The 16,454-nt window shown below is 69.2% G+C and carries 14 protein-coding genes; 9 read left to right on the top strand and 5 right to left on the bottom strand.

The genetic code is table 11. The features are described 5' to 3' along the window. Positions 1-8 precede the first annotated feature (8 nt). Complete coding sequence (locus LMI96_RS03085; protein WP_228360434.1) at positions 9-410, top strand: RDD family protein; 402 nt, start codon at positions 9-11, stop codon at positions 408-410. A gap of 198 nt (positions 411-608) precedes the next feature. On the opposite strand, the gene LMI96_RS03090 is transcribed toward LMI96_RS03085, so the two are convergent. Next, entirely contained in the window at positions 609-1,319 is a 711-nt protein-coding gene (locus LMI96_RS03090) for a DUF4191 family protein (RefSeq protein WP_228360435.1), read from the bottom strand. A gap of 119 nt (positions 1,320-1,438) precedes the next feature. Between LMI96_RS03090 and LMI96_RS03095 the strand changes: the two genes are divergently transcribed. After that, positions 1,439-2,794 carry a hypothetical protein gene (locus tag LMI96_RS03095; protein ID WP_228360436.1) on the top strand — a complete coding sequence of 452 codons (1,356 nt, stop codon included), beginning with the start codon at positions 1,439-1,441 and terminating at the stop codon, positions 2,792-2,794. Positions 2,795-2,811: 17 nt separating this feature from the next. On the opposite strand, the gene sucB is transcribed toward LMI96_RS03095, so the two are convergent. The 3 genes from sucB to LMI96_RS03110 are packed head-to-tail and all read right to left on the bottom strand — an operon-like array spanning position 2,812 to position 7,465. Next, positions 2,812-4,572 (bottom strand): 2-oxoglutarate dehydrogenase, E2 component, dihydrolipoamide succinyltransferase, encoded by a 1,761-nt coding sequence (gene sucB / locus LMI96_RS03100; protein WP_228360437.1) that lies wholly within the window; start codon positions 4,570-4,572, stop codon positions 2,812-2,814. A gap of 54 nt (positions 4,573-4,626) precedes the next feature. Then, positions 4,627-5,991, bottom strand: coding sequence for a dihydrolipoyl dehydrogenase (gene lpdA, locus LMI96_RS03105; RefSeq protein WP_228360438.1), 1,365 nt, complete (start codon positions 5,989-5,991; stop codon positions 4,627-4,629). Between the two features lies 1 nt (position 5,992). Next, the gene (locus tag LMI96_RS03110) at positions 5,993-7,465 is read right to left on the bottom strand and encodes a leucyl aminopeptidase (protein WP_228360439.1); all 1,473 of its coding nucleotides are present in this window, start codon (positions 7,463-7,465) and stop codon (positions 5,993-5,995) included. A gap of 64 nt (positions 7,466-7,529) precedes the next feature. On the opposite strand from LMI96_RS03110, the gene LMI96_RS03115 reads away from it, so the two are divergent. From LMI96_RS03115 to LMI96_RS03140, 6 genes are all read left to right on the top strand, one after another. Beyond that, the gene (locus LMI96_RS03115; protein ID WP_223721151.1) at positions 7,530-8,459 is read left to right on the top strand and encodes a proteasome assembly chaperone family protein; all 930 of its coding nucleotides are present in this window, start codon (positions 7,530-7,532) and stop codon (positions 8,457-8,459) included. Between the two features lie 195 nt (positions 8,460-8,654). Further along, positions 8,655-10,040, top strand: coding sequence for an RNA polymerase sigma factor (locus LMI96_RS03120; RefSeq protein ID WP_228360440.1), 1,386 nt, complete (start codon positions 8,655-8,657; stop codon positions 10,038-10,040). A gap of 7 nt (positions 10,041-10,047) precedes the next feature. Beyond that, entirely contained in the window at positions 10,048-11,343 is a 1,296-nt protein-coding gene (locus LMI96_RS03125) for a MurT ligase domain-containing protein (RefSeq protein ID WP_228360441.1), read from the top strand. Continuing rightward, positions 11,340-12,095 carry a glutamine amidotransferase gene (locus LMI96_RS03130; RefSeq protein ID WP_228360442.1) on the top strand — a complete coding sequence of 252 codons (756 nt, stop codon included), beginning with the start codon at positions 11,340-11,342 and terminating at the stop codon, positions 12,093-12,095. Before LMI96_RS03125 ends, LMI96_RS03130 begins: the two co-directional genes overlap by 4 nt. 7 nt (positions 12,096-12,102) lie before the next feature. After that, complete coding sequence (locus tag LMI96_RS03135) at positions 12,103-12,774, top strand: alanine racemase C-terminal domain-containing protein (protein ID WP_228360443.1); 672 nt, start codon at positions 12,103-12,105, stop codon at positions 12,772-12,774. Beyond that, positions 12,771-13,805 carry an alanine racemase gene (locus tag LMI96_RS03140; RefSeq protein WP_228360444.1) on the top strand — a complete coding sequence of 345 codons (1,035 nt, stop codon included), beginning with the start codon at positions 12,771-12,773 and terminating at the stop codon, positions 13,803-13,805. The genes LMI96_RS03135 and LMI96_RS03140 overlap by 4 nt, the downstream gene beginning before the upstream one ends. Before the next feature lie 7 nt (positions 13,806-13,812). Here LMI96_RS03140 and LMI96_RS03145 read toward each other — a convergent pair whose 3' ends face one another. Beyond that, positions 13,813-14,037, bottom strand: a complete 225-nt coding sequence (locus tag LMI96_RS03145) for a hypothetical protein (protein WP_223721157.1) — start codon at positions 14,035-14,037, stop codon at positions 13,813-13,815. Positions 14,038-14,204: 167 nt separating this feature from the next. On the opposite strand from LMI96_RS03145, the gene LMI96_RS03150 reads away from it, so the two are divergent. Beyond that, entirely contained in the window at positions 14,205-16,283 is a 2,079-nt protein-coding gene (locus LMI96_RS03150; protein ID WP_228360445.1) for a type IIA DNA topoisomerase subunit B, read from the top strand. Positions 16,284-16,454: the final 171 nt, after the last annotated feature.

The following is a 16,454-nucleotide window of genomic DNA, read 5'->3' on the forward strand; positions in this document are numbered from 1 at the left end:
CTCGTGTCATGGCTGAAACCCCGCTCGAATCCCGTTATCCCGGCGAGCGGTTGGGGCTTCCGGCGACAGGATCGGGGTCGGTGGCCCGGGTCGGACGCCGCATCGGCGCTCTGGCGATCGACTGGGCCTGCGCCGTCATCGTCTCGGTGGCCTTCTTCGCCTACGACTCCCTGGCGACGATCGCGATCTTCGCGCTCGTGCAGATCGTCTTCATTCCCACTCTGGGAGGCAGTCCGGGGCACCGGCTGCTCGGAATGCGGCTCGTCCGCCTCGGCGGCAGCTGGGTCGGGGTCTGGCGCCCGATCGTGCGCACCTTGCTTCTGGTGCTCGTGATTCCTGCCGTCGTCTGGGATCCCGATCAGCGGGGACTGCACGACAAGGTCGTCGGCACGGTGCTCCTCCGCGCGTAAGCCCGCGGCGTAGTTCGGGGGCGTCGCGCACGGCGAGTGCTCTGTCCTGCGCGAACGGCAGGGGCGACGCTCGTGCGATAACTCCTCCACATCGAGTGTTCGACGGGCGGGATCGGCTCGGAGTACGGCCTTTTGCGGGAGTTGCAGTGAGGACCCGGCGGCAAGACGACTTGGCTGTTCGTCGCGGAAGCCGCGCGATCAGCGGGGACGCGGCGCGCGAACCTTGGTGGGGTCGATCCCCTTCGGGATCGGCATCGATGCCAGGGACTGCGACACGGACTCGATGCGCTTGATGACTGCGGCCATCGTGGTGCGGTCGATCTTCTTCGGCAGCGCCTTGATGGTCGAGGACAGCTTGGCGATCGGCACTTCGTCGTCGCCGTGTCCGACGTAGATCACGGTCACGGGAACTCCGGACGCGACGCGCTGTGCCTTCGCCCGCTCGTCGCCGACCAGGCGGGTGAGCCGGCCGCGGGCGCCCTCGCCGACGATGACGACGCCACCACGACCTACCGCGCGGTACACGGCCTCCTGGGTGCGGGGGTTCACACCGACGGGCATGTCGCCCGACTGCCAGTTGCGACCGAGCGAGGTGGACAGCACGTGCCCGGCGGCGCCCGGCATTCCGTCGATCTTCGTGTACATCGCGCTCGTAGAGAGGCGCGTCATGGTCATCAGAGACGCCAGCACTCCGAGGAGAAGGCCGGTGAAGCCCCACAGGATGACGCTCCACACGGCGACCGGCGGCACCAGGAAGCCGATGCCGACGCCGAGCGCGATACCGGCGAGCAGGATGCCGGCGAGCGCGAACGGCAACCAGCGGTAGGCCTCCACCGTGAACGTGTAGAGGGTCTTGAGCTGGGAGAAGAACCCGGGACGCTTCTCGGGTGCTGAACTGCGCGCTGCCATGTGTCCCAGCCTACCGTCGAGCGCTCGTCCTCTCCTCCCCAGGCGATGACCGTCGCGGGTTTTTCCCGGATGAGCTCCCGAGCGGGCTCCTCTGTCGCGACGTGGTCGAGGGTGGATGGATGACCGCATCCGTCCACACCACCCTGCTCCCGTTGCTCGACGAGCCGGTGCTGCGCGCTGTGCCGGCCGGTGCCGGGCCCTACCCGGGCGAGGTCATCGCGTGGGGGCCTCGACCGGCGACCCGCGTGCGTGCGGAGGACGCCGCATCCGATGCGCTTTGGAATGCCGCGGGCGAACACGTCGCGACCGTCTGGGAGGTGCTCCGCACGACAGACGGTCATGCCGTAGTACTGCCACAGTGCACCCGCTCGGTCGTCGACCTCGCCGGCGCTCGTCTCGGGGCGTGGCACCCGCTCTCACCGGGCGAGGTGGTGACGCTGGCGGTGAGCGTCGTCCGCGGAACCGTCGCCGAGTTCGCCGAGCACGGCAGCGTCGAGTGCCACGGTGAATGGTGGGTGGATGCGGACGGCGAGCCGCTCTTCGTGCACCGCCCCGACGCTCCGACTGCGGATGAAGCGGCGATCCAGGCCGTACGCGCGATCACCGATGCGTGCGATCCGGATGCATCCGTGGTTCCCGCGCTCGACCGCGTCGGGCGCGCTCTTCTCGACGTGGAGCGTCTGCCGCAGGTGGCGGCGGCGCGAGAAGCCGATCTGTTCGCGCAGGCGTCCCCGGAGGCGATCGGCACTCAGGTGTTGGCGCGTCGGGCCCGTCCGGCCTCGGAGTCGACCGGACGATCGGCGGCCGCACCCGCCGATCGTCCGGCATGGCAACGACTCGCGTCGGCCGCGGACGCGGGGGTGGCGGAGATGGTGTCCCAGGCTGTGACGAGCGTGTGGCGCGCGGTGCGTTCACGCCCGCCAGGTGCGAAACGCTCGCGGCGAGGCGCCGTGCTCGCCGGACTCGCGTGCGCGGCCCTCGTGCTTGCGGTGGGTCTGCTCTGGCCGACCGGCGAGAGCGACCGAGAATCCGCGACTTCGACGAGCGCGCCATCGATGTACCCAGACACGGCGGCGGATGCCGTCACATCACCCGCACCGGATGCGCCGGCGGCCCCGGCACCGGAGGCGCCCGCCGCGCCTGCATCGCCGCAGAAATCCGACGACGCGGTCATCGCCGTCGGAGCGCTGTTGGATGCGGCGCGGGACTGCGGGGGAGACGTGGGGTGTCTGCGGCCGTTGCTCGACGAGGACGGGGCGCTCGCGGGCGACGGCAGCGCCGGGTACGCGGAGGGGGCGGCCTTCGCCGACGACGCGTCGCGGCAGCTCAGCCTGTTGGACGACGTCGGCGGGCTCGTGCTGGTGCGTGCCGACGATGCGACGGGAGCGCGCCCGTCACAGGTGGTGGCAGCGGTGCGCGGAGAAGAGAAATGGGTGCTGCGCGACATTCACGATGTCGCGCAGCACCCGGGGTGATGCAGAGGTGTCGAGCCTCAGATTCCGAGAACGCCCGCGAAGTCGGCTGCCTCGAGGCGGGACTTCATCGCCGAGAGGAAACGGGCCGCATCCGCGCCGTCGATGATCCGGTGATCGTACGAGAGCGCCAGGTAGACGTAGGAGCGCACCGAGATGGCATCCTTTCCGTCGACCGAGACGACGCCCGGACGCTTCACCACGACACCGAGGCCGAGGATCGCCGACTGGGGAAGGAACACGATCGGCGTGTCGAACAGCGCGCCGCGCGAACCGGTGTTGGTCAGCGTGAACGTGCCACCCGCGAGCTCGTCGGGCTTCAGCTTGTTGTCGCGGGTGCGTGCGGCGAGATCGGCGATCTCGCGAGCGAGCTGCGCGATGTTCTTGTCGCCGGCGTCACGCACGACCGGCGTCAGCAGACCGCGCTCGGTGTCGACGGCGATCGAGATGTTCTCGGATGCCGGGTACACGATCTTGTCGCCGTCAACGGTCGAGTTGACGATCGGGTACGCCTGCAGCGCCTCGATCGCGGCAATCGCGAAGAACGGCAGGAAGGAGAGCTTGTCGCCCGTCTTCTGCTGGAACTCGCCCTTGACCGCGTCGCGGTAGTTCGCGAGCTTCGTGACGTCGACCTCGACCACGGTCGTCAGCTGGGCTGTGGCCTGCATCGACGCGACGGCACGCTCGGCGATGACCTTGCGCAGGCGCGACATCGGCTGGGTGGTGCCGCGCAGCGGCGACACCTCGAGTGCCGGCGCGGCGGGAGCAGCAGGCGCGGCCGGAGCAGCAGCGGGAGCGGGCTTCTCCGCAGCCTTGAGCACGTCTTCCTTGCGGATGCGGCCACCGACGCCGGAGCCGGTGACCTTCGCCAGGTCGACACCCTGCTGCTGAGCGAGGCGGCGAACCAGCGGCGTGACGTACGCGCCGCCATCATCGCCGGATTCGGTCGTCGCGGGTGCAGCGGCGGCCGGAGCCGGAGCGGGCGCAGCGGGCGCGGGCGCAGCAGGCGCGGGCGCAGCGGCCGGAGCCGGTGCCGCGGGCGCAGCCTCGGCCTCTTCCGCCTCGACGGGCTTCTCGGTCGACGGTGCCTCGGGTGCCGTCTCGGCGACCGGCGCCTCCGCGGCGGGCGCCTCCGCGGCGGGCGCCTCGGCCGGGGCCGGGGCCGGAGCGCCATCGCCGATACGAGCGAGGGGGCTGCCGACGCTGACCGTCTCGTCCTCCTGGACGAGGATCTCCTGCAGCACACCGGCGAACGGCGCGGGGATCTCGGTGTCGACCTTGTCGGTCGAGATCTCGAGGAGCGGCTCGTCGACGGCCACGTCATCGCCCACGGCCTTCAGCCAGCGGGTGATGGTGCCCTCGGTCACGCTCTCGCCGAGCTCGGGGAGCACGACATCGCGGCCGCCGGATGCTGCCGGGGCAGCCGCTGCGGGCGCCGGTGCCGCAGCCGGGGCTGCGGGCTCGGGGGCCTTCTCGGGCTCCGGAGCCGCGGCGGGCTCTTCGGCGGCGGGCTCGGGGGCCGCAGGCGCGGCGGATGCGCCGGAGCCATCGCCGATCTTGACCAGAACGGCGCCGACCTCGACGGTGTCGTCTTCCTGGACGAGGATCTCTTCGATCACTCCGCTGACCGGCGACGGGATCTCGGTGTCGACCTTGTCGGTCGAGATCTCGAGCAGACCCTCGTCTACCTCGACCGTGTCGCCGACGTTCTTGAGCCAGCGGGTGACCGTTCCCTCGGTGACGCTCTCTCCGAGCGCGGGGAGGACCACGGAAGTGCTCATGGGATTTGCTCCTTTGAAATGCGAATTCTTGTCTAGCTTAGTGATGCCGTGCGATCAGAGGACGTGCAACGGCTTGCCGGCCAGGGCGAGGAATGCCTCACCCAGCGCTTCGCTCTGAGTCGGATGTGCGTGAATGAACGGGGCGATGTCCTCGGGGTGCGCGTCCCACCCGACGACGAGTTGCGCTTCGGAGATGAGCTCTCCGACGCGCGGTCCGGCGAGGTGCACGCCGATGACGGGGCCATCGACGCGGCGGATGACCCGGGCGGTGCCGGATCCGCCGATGATCTCGGTGCGGGCGTTGCCGGCCAGGTTGTAATCGACGACGGCGATGCCGTCTTCTCCGAAGCGCTCGACCGCCTGGGCTCGGGTGAGCCCGACCGAGGCGAGTTCGGGACTCGTGTAGACGACCCGCGGGACGAGCTCATCGGACACCGGTACGGGATGCTGGCCCGCGATGCGCTCGGCGACCTGAATACCGTGCTGGAATCCGCGGTGCGCGAGCTGCGGTCCGGCGACGACATCGCCGACGGCCCAGATTCCCGGCGCCGTGGTGCGAAGGTCCGCATCCGTCACGATGAAGCCGCGGTCGATCTGCACGCCGGCATCTTCGAGTCCGAGACCCGCGGTGACGGGAGCGCGGCCGACCGCGACCAGCAGGTAGTCGGCGTGCAGCTCGTCTCCGCCCTCGAGCGCGACCGTGACACCCGTGTCGGTCTGCGCCACCGATGCGAATCGCGCGCCGAGGCGGGTCTGGATGCCGCGCTTGCGGAAGGCGCGCGCGAGCTGTGTACGCAGCGCGTCGTCCTCGGTGGGGACGAGGTGGTCCAGTGCCTCGACGATCGTCACCTCGGCGCCGAGCGAACGCCAGAGGCTCGCGAACTCGACTCCGATCACGCCGCCGCCCAGCACGATGACCGAGCCGGGGATCTCATCGAGCGCCAGCGCCTGCTCGCTCGAGAGCACTCGCCCGGAGATTTCGACGCCGGGCAGCGTTCGCGTCTGCGCGCCGGTGGCGACGATGATGTCGGATGCGGTGATCTCGACGTCTCCCGCGCGCACTCGGCCCGGCGCGACGACCGTGCCTTCTGCGATCACGGTCTCGACTCCGCGGGCGCGGAGGAGACCCTCCAGGCCCTTGTACTTCTTCGCGACGATGCCTTCGCGGAACGCGTGCATGCGCGGCACGTCGAAGCCCTGCAGATCGGCCAGGACGCCGAGTGAGGTCGCTTCGCGCACGGAATCGGCCGTCTCCGCGACGTGCAGGAGCGCCTTCGTCGGGACGCAGCCTCGGTGCAGGCACGTTCCGCCGACCTTGTCCCGTTCGATGATCATGACCCGCTTGCCGAGTTCCGCCGCACGCAAGGCCGCGGCGTAGCCGCCGCTTCCGCCGCCGATGACGACGATGTCGGTTTCCACCTCAGGCCTGACCGGTGAGGAGCTCGATGAGGCTTCGAACCGTTGCGCCGGTCGGGCCCTTTTCGGTGAAGCCGTAGCCGCCGCCCTTGTTCATGCCGACACCGGCGATGTCGAGGTGCACCCAGGGGATGCGCGGTGCGTCGGCGTCATCGCTCGCGCGTCCGACGAAACGCTGCAGGAACAGACCCGCGAACAGCGACCCGCCCGCCGGGTCGCCGATCTTCGCGTTCACCATGTCGGCGATCGGCGAGTCGAGGTCGTCCTCCATGTGCGGGGGCAGCGGCAGTCGCCACGCCAGTTCGCCGGCCCGTTCGGATGCCGCGAGGTACTCGGCGACGGCGGCGTCGTCGCCCATGACTCCCGCGTGACGGTTGCCGAGCGCGACCGTGATCGCGCCGGTGAGCGTGGCGACATCGACGATCAGGTCGGGGTGCTCGCTGCTCGCCGCGACCAGGCCATCGGCGAGGACGAGTCGACCTTCTGCGTCGGTGTTGAGTACCTCGACGGTCGTGCCGTCCTTGATGCGCAGCACGTCACCGGGGCGGATGGCGCGTCCGGAGGGCATGTTGTCGGCGATGCAGAGCCATGCCGTGACGTGCACGGGGGCGCCGAGTTCTGCGGCGGCGGCGAGGACGGCGAGAGCGGTCGCGGCCCCGCACATGTCGTACTTCATGCCGACCATCGACGACGCCGGCTTCAGCGACAGCCCGCCGGTGTCGAAGGTGATGCCCTTGCCTACGAGCGCGACATGCCGCGAGGCCCCCTCGGGCGCATAGTCGAGACGCACGAGACGGGGCGGGCGGTCCGATCCTTGACCGACGCCGAGGATTCCGCCGTAGCCCTCGGTGCGGAGGTCGTTCTCGTCGAGCACGGTGATCTCGACCGGGAGGTCCGAGACGACCTCGGCGGCCCGCTGTGCGAAGTCCTCCGGTCCGAACCACTCGGCCGGGATCGAGACGAGGTCCTTTACGAGCGCCGTCGCCGAGGATGCGACCTGCGCGACACGCAGGTCTTCGTCGGAGCCCTCGGCGTGGATGGTGACGGTCGCGGCGCGCTTCTTTGCGCCGTCGGCCTTGTACCCCTCGAAGCGGTAGCCGCCGAGGCCGGCGCCCTCCGCGAGGGCACGCGCATTCCCTGTGACACCCGGCGCGATGACGCTGACGGTGTCGAACCCGATGAGCGAGCGGATGCCGGCGCCGACGGCGAAACGCAGGGCGTCCGCATCCGGTGCGGATCCGGTGCCGACGACCGCCACCGGGACGTTCTCGAGGCCCGGGACGAGGACACGCTGGAACACGCCCGGGGCGCCGGAGAATCCGACGGCTTCGAGTGCCGTGCGGATGGCGGGCCAGTCGCCGTGCGGCGACGTGGATTCGAAAAGGGATGCGTCGAGCGGCGGCAGGGCGAGCAGCACCGCGTCCGCGGTGGTCTCGTTCAGTGGCGCCGAAGTGAAGTGGAGTTCCGGATGCGGCATGACTCCATCCTAAGGACGGTGCCCGCGCGGAGCCCGCCCCCACCACGCCTCGTACCATTGGGGTATGCCCTGGAACCCGTCGCTCTACGCCGACGCAACCGACGCGCCTCCCGTGCCCGTCGGCCTCCCGCTCGTCGTGATGCTCACCGGCTTCACGGACGCGGGGTCTGCGGTCTCCCAGACGATCTCTTACCTGCGCGACGAACTGTCGCCGACGGTGCTGCGCCGCTACGAGAACGATCTGCTGCTGGACTACCGTGCGCGCCGCCCCACGGTGGCGTTCGAGGAGGACCACCTCACCGATTACATTCCGCCGAGGCTCGAGCTCGCGCTCGCACACGATGCGCTCGGCCAACCGTTCCTCGTGCTGACCGGGTACGAGCCGGACTTCGCCTGGGAGGCCTTCACCGCATCCGTGGTGGCAGCCGCGGCCGAGTACTCGGTGGCGACGGTGACGTGGGTGCACTCGATCGGAATGCCGGTGCCGCACACCCGTCCGCTCGGTGCGACGGTGTCGGGCACCCGTGCCGAGCTCGCGGAACTGCACTCGGTCTGGAAGCCGCGCACGCAGGTGCCGGCCACCGCCGGACACCTTCTCGAGTACCGCTTGGCGGAGGCCGGGGCGGCCGTCGCCGGTTTCGTGCTCCTCGTGCCGCACTATCTCGGCGACGCCGAGTACCCCGCATCCGCCATCGCGGCGCTCGACAGCGTGACCGCGGCGACCGGTCTCGTGTTCACCGTCGATGATCTGCGTGCCGACAACGAGGAATTCCTCGGCAAGGTGTCCCAGCAGATCGAGGCGAGCGACGAGCTCACGACCATGCTGCAGAACCTCGAAGAGCGCTACGACGCGTACATGGCGGGGGCAACCCAAGCGTCGCCGCTGCTGCACGAGGCGGATCTGCCGAGTGCCGACGAGATCGCTGCGGAGCTGGAGAAGTTCCTCGCCACCGGGTCGCACGACGACGACTCACGCGGGCCGGCATTCGGCTGACCCTGTGGAATAGCGGTGGTCGCCGCGACGTTTACCCGATGACCGGGTGCCGCGTCAATGCTGTGTCCGGGGTATGCGACAATAGAGGACCGACCCGTTGTCAATCGGGGACGTTTAGGCGTCCTCGAGACTTGACAAGGGTCTTACTAGTGTCCGAGACCGACCGTGGTGCTGATCCGCGGTGAAAGGCGAACCGTGACTCCAGTTACGAAGACCGACACCCGCTCGCGGACGGCAGCCACGACGGCTGAGTCCGACGGCGTCGTCGCCGAGGAGGTCGCCGCGGCGCCCGCGGCCAAGACGCCGGTAAAGAAGACCCCCGCGAAGAAGCCCGCCGCCAAGACGGCCGCGAAGCCCGCCGCCAAGGCAGCGGCGAAGGCGCCCGCGAAGAAGGCTCCCGCCAAGAAGTCCGCCGCCAAGGGCGAGGACGAGGAAGAATTCGACGACGAGGTCGAGATCGACGAGGCCGCACCCGAGGTCGACGAGACGGATGCCGACGAGACGCCCGAGGCGCCGGCCGCGGTCGTCGCGAAGCCGACCGATTCCGACGACGACTCGGAAGAAGAGGGCGCGAAGCCCGTCGCCGAGCCCCTGCCCGCGGGTGCGATCGTCATCTCGTCGAACGACGAGGACGACGTTCCCGTCTACTCCGCGCAGATCACCGGCGCGACGGCCGACCCGGTCAAGGACTACCTGAAGCAGATCGGTAAGGTCCCGCTCCTCAACGCTGCCGAAGAGGTCGAGCTGGCGATGCGGATCGAGGCGGGTCTGTTCGCCGAAGAGAAGCTCTCGAAGATGTCTGCGGCGGAGAAGTCCAAGCAGCTCGGTCTCGACCTGCAGTGGGTCGCGCGCGACGGTCAGCGCGCGAAGAGCCACCTTCTGGGCGCGAACCTCCGCCTCGTGGTCTCTCTCGCGAAGCGTTACACGGGTCGCGGGATGCAGTTCCTCGACCTGATCCAGGAGGGCAACCTCGGCCTCATCCGTGCTGTCGAGAAGTTCGACTACACCAAGGGCTTCAAGTTCTCGACGTACGCGACGTGGTGGATCCGTCAGGCGATCACCCGCGCGATGGCCGACCAGGCGCGCACCATCCGCATCCCGGTGCACATGGTCGAGGTCATCAACAAGCTCGCCCGCGTGCAGCGTCAGATGCTGCAGGACCTGGGCCGCGAACCCACGCCGGAAGAGCTCAGCCGCGAACTCGACATGACCCCCGAGAAGGTCATCGAGGTGCAGAAGTACGGCCGCGAGCCCATCTCGCTGCACACCCCGCTGGGTGAAGACGGCGACAGCGAGTTCGGCGACCTCATCGAAGACACCGAGGCTGTCGTTCCGGCGGACGCCGTCGGGTTCACGATGCTGCAGCGCCAGCTCGAGTCGCTCCTCGATTCGCTCTCGGAGCGCGAAGCCGGAGTGATCCGGATGCGTTTCGGCCTGGGCGACGGCCAGCCGAAGACTCTCGACCAGATCGGCGACACGTTCGGCGTCACGCGCGAGCGCATCCGTCAGATCGAGTCGAAGACGATGGCCAAGCTCCGCCACCCCAGCCGCTCGCAGTCTCTGCGCGACTACCTGGAGTGATCCGGGCGTGACGGGAAGCAGCATCCGTTATGTGCCGGCGGTTCTCGCCGGCAAGCTCGCCCGCTTCGCGACGCGTTTGCGCGGGGGAGGCTCCGCCTTCCCCGGGCACCTCGCGAATCGCTTGGCGCCGAACCTGCTGAGTTCGCTCGGCGGGCAGTTCCGTTACGGCGTGGTGTTCGTGCTGGGCTCGAACGGGAAGACCACCACCACGCACATGGTCAGTGAGATCCTGCGCGCCCACGGGCTGCGCGTCTTCACGAACCCGACCGGGGCGAACCTGCCGCAGGGCGTGACGAGCGCTCTGCTGGCCGACGCGACGCTCACCGGCCGCGTGCGCGCCGACGTGGCGGTCCTCGAGGTCGATGAAGGATTCGCCGCAGAGCTCGCCGACATCCTGTCGCCGCGCGTGATCGTGGCGCTCAACGTCCAGGTCGATCAGCTGTACCGGTTCTACGAGACCGAGCGCGTCGCCGACATGATGCTCGACGCAGCGCGACGCGCAGACGTCCGGGTCGTGATCAACCGTGACGATCCCTACCTCAGCAAGATCGACGAGTCGACGTTGAAGGCTCCGGTCTCGTTCTTCGGTGCGTCGCGTGACGTGGTCGGTGCCTCCGCGCACGGCCTCGTCAACGCGACCGACACGCGCAGCGGCGAGGCGGGGGCGCGTGAGCGCGCGGCCGAGTCCGAGGTCGTCTCCGTTGACGGCCGGTCCGTGACCCTGTCTCTGGAGGGCGACCAGTTCGCTCTCACTCTGCCCGCTCGCGGCCTGCACTACGCCGTCGATGCGGCGGCTGCGGTCAGCGTCGCGCGGCATGTGCTCGGCGGCGAGTTCCGCACGGAGGCTGCGGCGCAAGGATTCGCGCGTATGACTCCCGCGTACGGGCGCGGCGAGCTGGTGCCCCTTCGTCGCACGGGCGACGAGCAGGTCGAGTTCGTGATGTTCAAGAACGGCCCCAGCCTGCAGCTGAACGTCGACGCGCTCGACGGCGCTCCCGAACGTCTCCTGATGGCGATCGACGAGGGCACGCCCGACGTCTCCTGGTTGTACGACGTCGATCTGACCGGCCTCGACCACGTCGACGTCGTGTCGGGTGAGAAGGCCCACCAGATTGCGACACGGCTCGCGTATGCGGGTATCCCGATCGGCACGGTCGAGCCCGACATGGAGAAGGCCGCGGCGATCATGCGCGGCTTCGCGCCGACCGCCGGCGGACGCCAGGTGTGGTTCGTGAACTACGAGCTGATGATGATCGGCCGCCGCATCCTCGGACACGGCGACCAGGAGGTGGCACGGCGATGACCGCGATCCGAATCGTCCAGCTGTACCCCGACCTGCTCGGGGTGACCGGAGACCGCGGCAACGTCGAGGTGCTGGCGGCGCGCGCAGCGCTGTCGGGTCACGAGACCGAGGTCGTCCTGGTCGGTCGCGGTGAGACCGCGCCCGACACCGCCGACATCGTCGTGATCGGAAACGGTCCGCTCTCGGCGCTCCGCGTCGTCGGCGACGACCTCCACGGGCGACGTGATTGGCTGGCGGCGCAGCTCGCGTCCGGTGGCGTGGTCTTCGCTGTCGGCGGCGGCGCCGAGTTGCTGAGTACGGGAATCGATCTGCTCGATGGAACGGCGATCGAGGGCCTGGGGCTGCTTCCGGCGCGGGTCGCCCGCACCCGTCAGCGTCGCGTCGGGTACGTGGTGGCCGAGACGGTCACCGGGCGACTCGTCGGCTTCGAGGATCACGCGTCCGAGTGGACGCTGGCGCCGGATGCGGACCCCGCCGTGCGGTACGGAAGGGTGATCGCCGGCAACGGGGGATTCGCCGACGGGTTCGAGTCCATCGCGATCGGCGGCCTGTACGCCACGAACGTGCAGGGTCCGGCGCTTCCGTTGAATCCGCCCCTGGCCGATGCGCTGCTGGCCCGGGCTTTCGCCCGACAGGGCGTCGAGTACGCGTCGGGTGTCGCCCACCGCGCCGTCGATGTGCACGCGGAGGCCGCTCGCGCCGAGATCGAACGACTCGCCGTGAACAAGCGTTTCAACGCGATTCAGCTCTGAGGCCGGCGTGTCCACGGATGCCGACCCGCGCGCCCGCGTCTTCGCGACGGCGATCATCGCGAATGTCCGAGCGAGTGGCGGATCGGTCGTGGACGTGCGCCGCGACGCACGCGGGCATGGGCTCGCCGACGTCGCTGCCGTCCTGCTCGAGAGCACCGACGTGCTCCTGTTGGCGGATCCCGCTGACCTCGCGCGTCACGCTCTGAGCAACCCGAGGATCCTGACGTCCGGCGTGCTGCCCGATGTCGCGCCCGCGGTCGCCTTCGGCCTCCAGCCGGGCACACGTCCCGCGCTCAGCCTGCGCGGGACGGTGCTCGCCGTCAAAGATCTGAAGGCGGGCGAGGGCGTCTCGTACGGCTACGCCTTCCGCGCTCCCCAGGACACCCGGGTCGCCCTCGTCACCGGCGGGTACGCGCAGGGAATCCCGCGCTCGCTCGGCAACCGAGTGGCCGTGGGCGTGGGCGATGCGCGGCATCCGATCATCGGTCGGATCGCGATGGACGTCTGCGTGATCGACATCGGAGACGCGCGCGTTGCCCGCGGCCAGTCCGTCGTGTACTTCGGCGACCCGGAAGACGGCGCACCCGCGGTCGATCGATGGGCGGCAGAGTCCGGTCTCACGGCACTCGAGATCGTCGCGGGCGTCGGCCTGCACACGCGCAGGGAGTACGTTCGTTGACCGCGATCCTGACCGTTGACCTCGATGCCTTCGCCCGAAATCTCCGGGTGGTCCGCGATCGCGTTGCGCCGGCCGAGCTGATGCTGGTCGTGAAGGACGATGCCTACGGTCTGGGTCTCGATGAGATCGTCACGGCCGCCGTCACCCACGGCGTCCGATGGATCGGGGCGTTCGACGTCGCGTCAGGAGAGCGTGTGCGGCGCCGAGTCGGCGCGGACACCCGGATCTTCGCGTGGCGCGTCTCCGGACTTCCCGACGCCCGTGCGGGCATCGCGGCGCACCTCGACCTGGGGATCGGCGATGCACTCGGTCTGGAGGATGTCGTCTCCGCGGCACGCGAGGCAGACGTCGTTCCGCGCGTGCATCTGAAGATCGATACCGGGCTGCACCGGAACGGCGTGCGACCCGAGGACTGGGCGACGTTCGTCGGCCGCGCCGCGCAGTGCGCGAACGAGGGCATCATCGAGATCGCCGGGATCTGGAGCCACATCGCGGAAGCATCGGATGCGGAGGACGACGCCGCGCGGCGACTCTTCGAGGATGCGCTCGATACGGCACGTGCGGCGGGAATCGCGCACCCCGTTCGTCATCTGTCGGCCAGCGCGGCATCGTTCGCGCGTCCGGAGTTCCGCTACGACGTCGTGCGAGTGGGGGCGTTCTGCTTCGGCATCCGTTCGGCGGGTGGCCCCCACGAGGCGGAACTCGGGCTCGTACCGGTGGCGGCGCTCGATGCCACGGTCATCGAAGTGAACGACGACGAGATCGTCATCGACATCGGTTCTTCCGACGGCCTGCCCTCGTCGCTCGCCGGGAGATTCCCGGTTCGCACTCCCGCCGGCGCCCGCCGCATGACCGGTATCGGCGACCTCACCAGCACGGTAGAGCCGTGGGGCGAGGCACAGCCCGGCGACGTGGTCCGGATATACGGAGAGGGCGCCTCCTCACCGACCGACCTGGCCGAAACCATCGGATCGATCGGCGAGGAGATCGCCCTTCGTCTATCGCCGCTCGTGGAGCGGCGCTACCTCTGATCGAAGATCAGTTGGCGTCGACGAGACGCGCGGTCTCGTCGTGCCACGAGGTGGCAACGCTGCGGAGCTTCTCTTCGTACTTGCGCCCGTGGTGCGCGCAGAAGAGAAGCTCGCTGCCGTTGACCTCGGCGGCGATGTAGGCCTGGGCGCCGCACGAATCGCAGCGGTCAGCTGCGGTGAGGCGGTACTCGAGGACGGCGGTCTCTTCGGTGGGTGACGACATGGTGTTCATCGGGGACCTCCTCGGTGCGTCGTGCGGGGTGCGAGTCATGACATACAACCACGCGCTTCCGGGGTGCATGCCCCCGCGTCGGGGTGTTTCGCTCAGCGCGTACGCCGGCCCCGGTCTTCCGTGTCTGTGCACGGTTGTGTCGGAGGCCGCGGATAGCCTTGTCCTTTGTGACAGCCGAGTACTCCGCCCATCATCTGCAGGTCCTCGAAGGACTGGAGGCGGTACGCAAGCGCCCGGGCATGTACATCGGCTCCACGGACTCGCGGGGGCTGATGCACTGCCTATGGGAGATCATCGACAACTCCGTCGATGAGGCACTCGGCGGGCACGGTTCGCGCATCGATATCGTCCTGCACGCCGATGGCAGCGTGGAGGTCCGCGACCGGGCCCGGGGCATCCCCGTCGACGTCGAGCCCCGTACGGGCCTGAGTGGCGTGGAGGTCGTGTTCACGAAGCTTCACGCGGGAGGAAAGTTCGGCGGCGGTTCGTACGCCGCATCCGGCGGTCTGCACGGTGTCGGCGCCTCGGTCGTGAACGCGCTGTCCGAGCGGCTCGACGTCGAGGTCGACCGCGGCGGCAAGACGTGGGCGATGTCGTTCCGGCACGGCGAGCCGGGGCTCTTCGCCGACGAAAAGGGCGCCCGTGCGGACGCCCCGTTCCGTCCCTTCCGCGACAAGAGCGAGCTGCGGGTCGTCGGCAAGACCGCGAAGAGCGTGACCGGTACCCGCATCCGGTACTGGGCCGACTCCCAGATCTTCACGAAGGACGCGGCGTTCCACCTCGACGAACTCGAGCAGCGCGCACGTCAGACCGCGTTCCTCGTTCCGGGGCTCGAGATCGTGATCCGCGACGAGCGCGCGGCCGAGCACAAAGAACTCGTCTACCGCTACGACGGTGGCATCTCCGAGTTCGCCGAGTTCCTCGCACCGGATGCGGCCGTCACCGACACCTGGCGGCTCACCGGCACGGGTACCTTCACGGAGACGGTGCCCGTGCTCCAAGCGACCGGCGCCATGGTGGCGACCGAGGTGCAGCGCGAGTGCGAGGTGGATGTCGCGCTCCGCTGGGGCACGGGGTACGACACCACGATGCGATCCTTCGTGAACATCATCGCGACGCCGAAGGGCGGCACGCACCAGCAGGGCTTCGAGCAGGGCCTGATGAAGGTGCTGCGCACCCAGATCGAGCAGAACGCGCGCCGCCTGAAGGTGGGCAACGACAAGATCGAGAAGGACGACATCCTCGCCGGGCTGACCGCGGTGCTCAACGTGCGGTTGCCGGAGCCGCAGTTCGAGGGGCAGACGAAAGAGATCCTCGGCACGCCCGCGGTTCGCCAGATCGTGAACTCCGTCATCACGAAGGAGCTCACGGCGCGGTTCGCGTCGCCGAAGCGCGACGACAAGGCGCAGACGTCGCAGTTGCTCGAGAAGGTCGTGTCCGAGATGAAGGCGCGCATCTCAGCGCGCACGCACAAAGAGACGCAGCGGCGCAAGAACGCGCTGGAGTCCTCCTCCCTTCCGGTGAAGCTCGTCGACTGCCGTTCGACCGACATCGCCGACACGGAGCTCTTCATCGTCGAGGGTGACTCAGCGCTCGGCACGGCCAAGCACGCACGCAACAGCGAGTACCAAGCGCTACTGCCCATTCGAGGCAAGATCCTGAATGTGCAGAAGTCTTCCGTGAGCGACATGCTCTCCAACACGGAGTGCGCCGCGATCATCCAGTCGATCGGTGCCGGGTCGGGTCGGTCGTTCGAACTCGACGCTGCGCGCTACGGAAAAGTCATTCTGATGAGCGACGCGGATGTCGACGGCGCCCACATCCGTACCCTTCTGTTGACGCTGTTCTTCCGGTACATGCGCCCGCTGATCGAGGCGGGTCACGTCTATGCGGCCGTTCCGCCGCTGCACCGGGTCGTCGTGATGAACCCGGGCACCAAGCCCAACGAGACGATCTACACGTACAGCGAGCAAGAGCTCCACACCCTGCTCGCGCGCCTCACGAAGTCGGGCAAGCGCTGGCAGGAGCCGGTGCAGCGATACAAGGGTCTCGGCGAGATGGATGCCGATCAGCTCGCGGTGACGACGATGGATCGCGCCGGACGCATGCTGCGACGCGTGCGGGTGACGGATGCGGAAGCCGCGTCATCCGTGTTCGAGCTATTGATGGGCAACGAGGTCGCGCCGCGCCGCGACTTCATCGTGACCTCGAGTGACCGTCTCGGGCGCGAACGCATCGACGCCTGAGCACGGCCCCGGGAGGGCTTAACGGGCCGCCGGCATCGTCGGGCCGTTCGTCGCGCCGCCGCCCTCGCGTTCCCGTTCCTTCCCTCTCGCGTTCCCGTTCCTTCCCTCTCGCGTTCCCGTTCCTTCGCGTTCCCGTTCCGTCGCCCTCGCCCGCGCGCTCGAACCGCGCGC

The organism is Microbacterium sp. cx-59 (assembly GCF_020805625.1).
Lineage (GTDB): Bacteria > Actinomycetota > Actinomycetes > Actinomycetales > Microbacteriaceae > Microbacterium.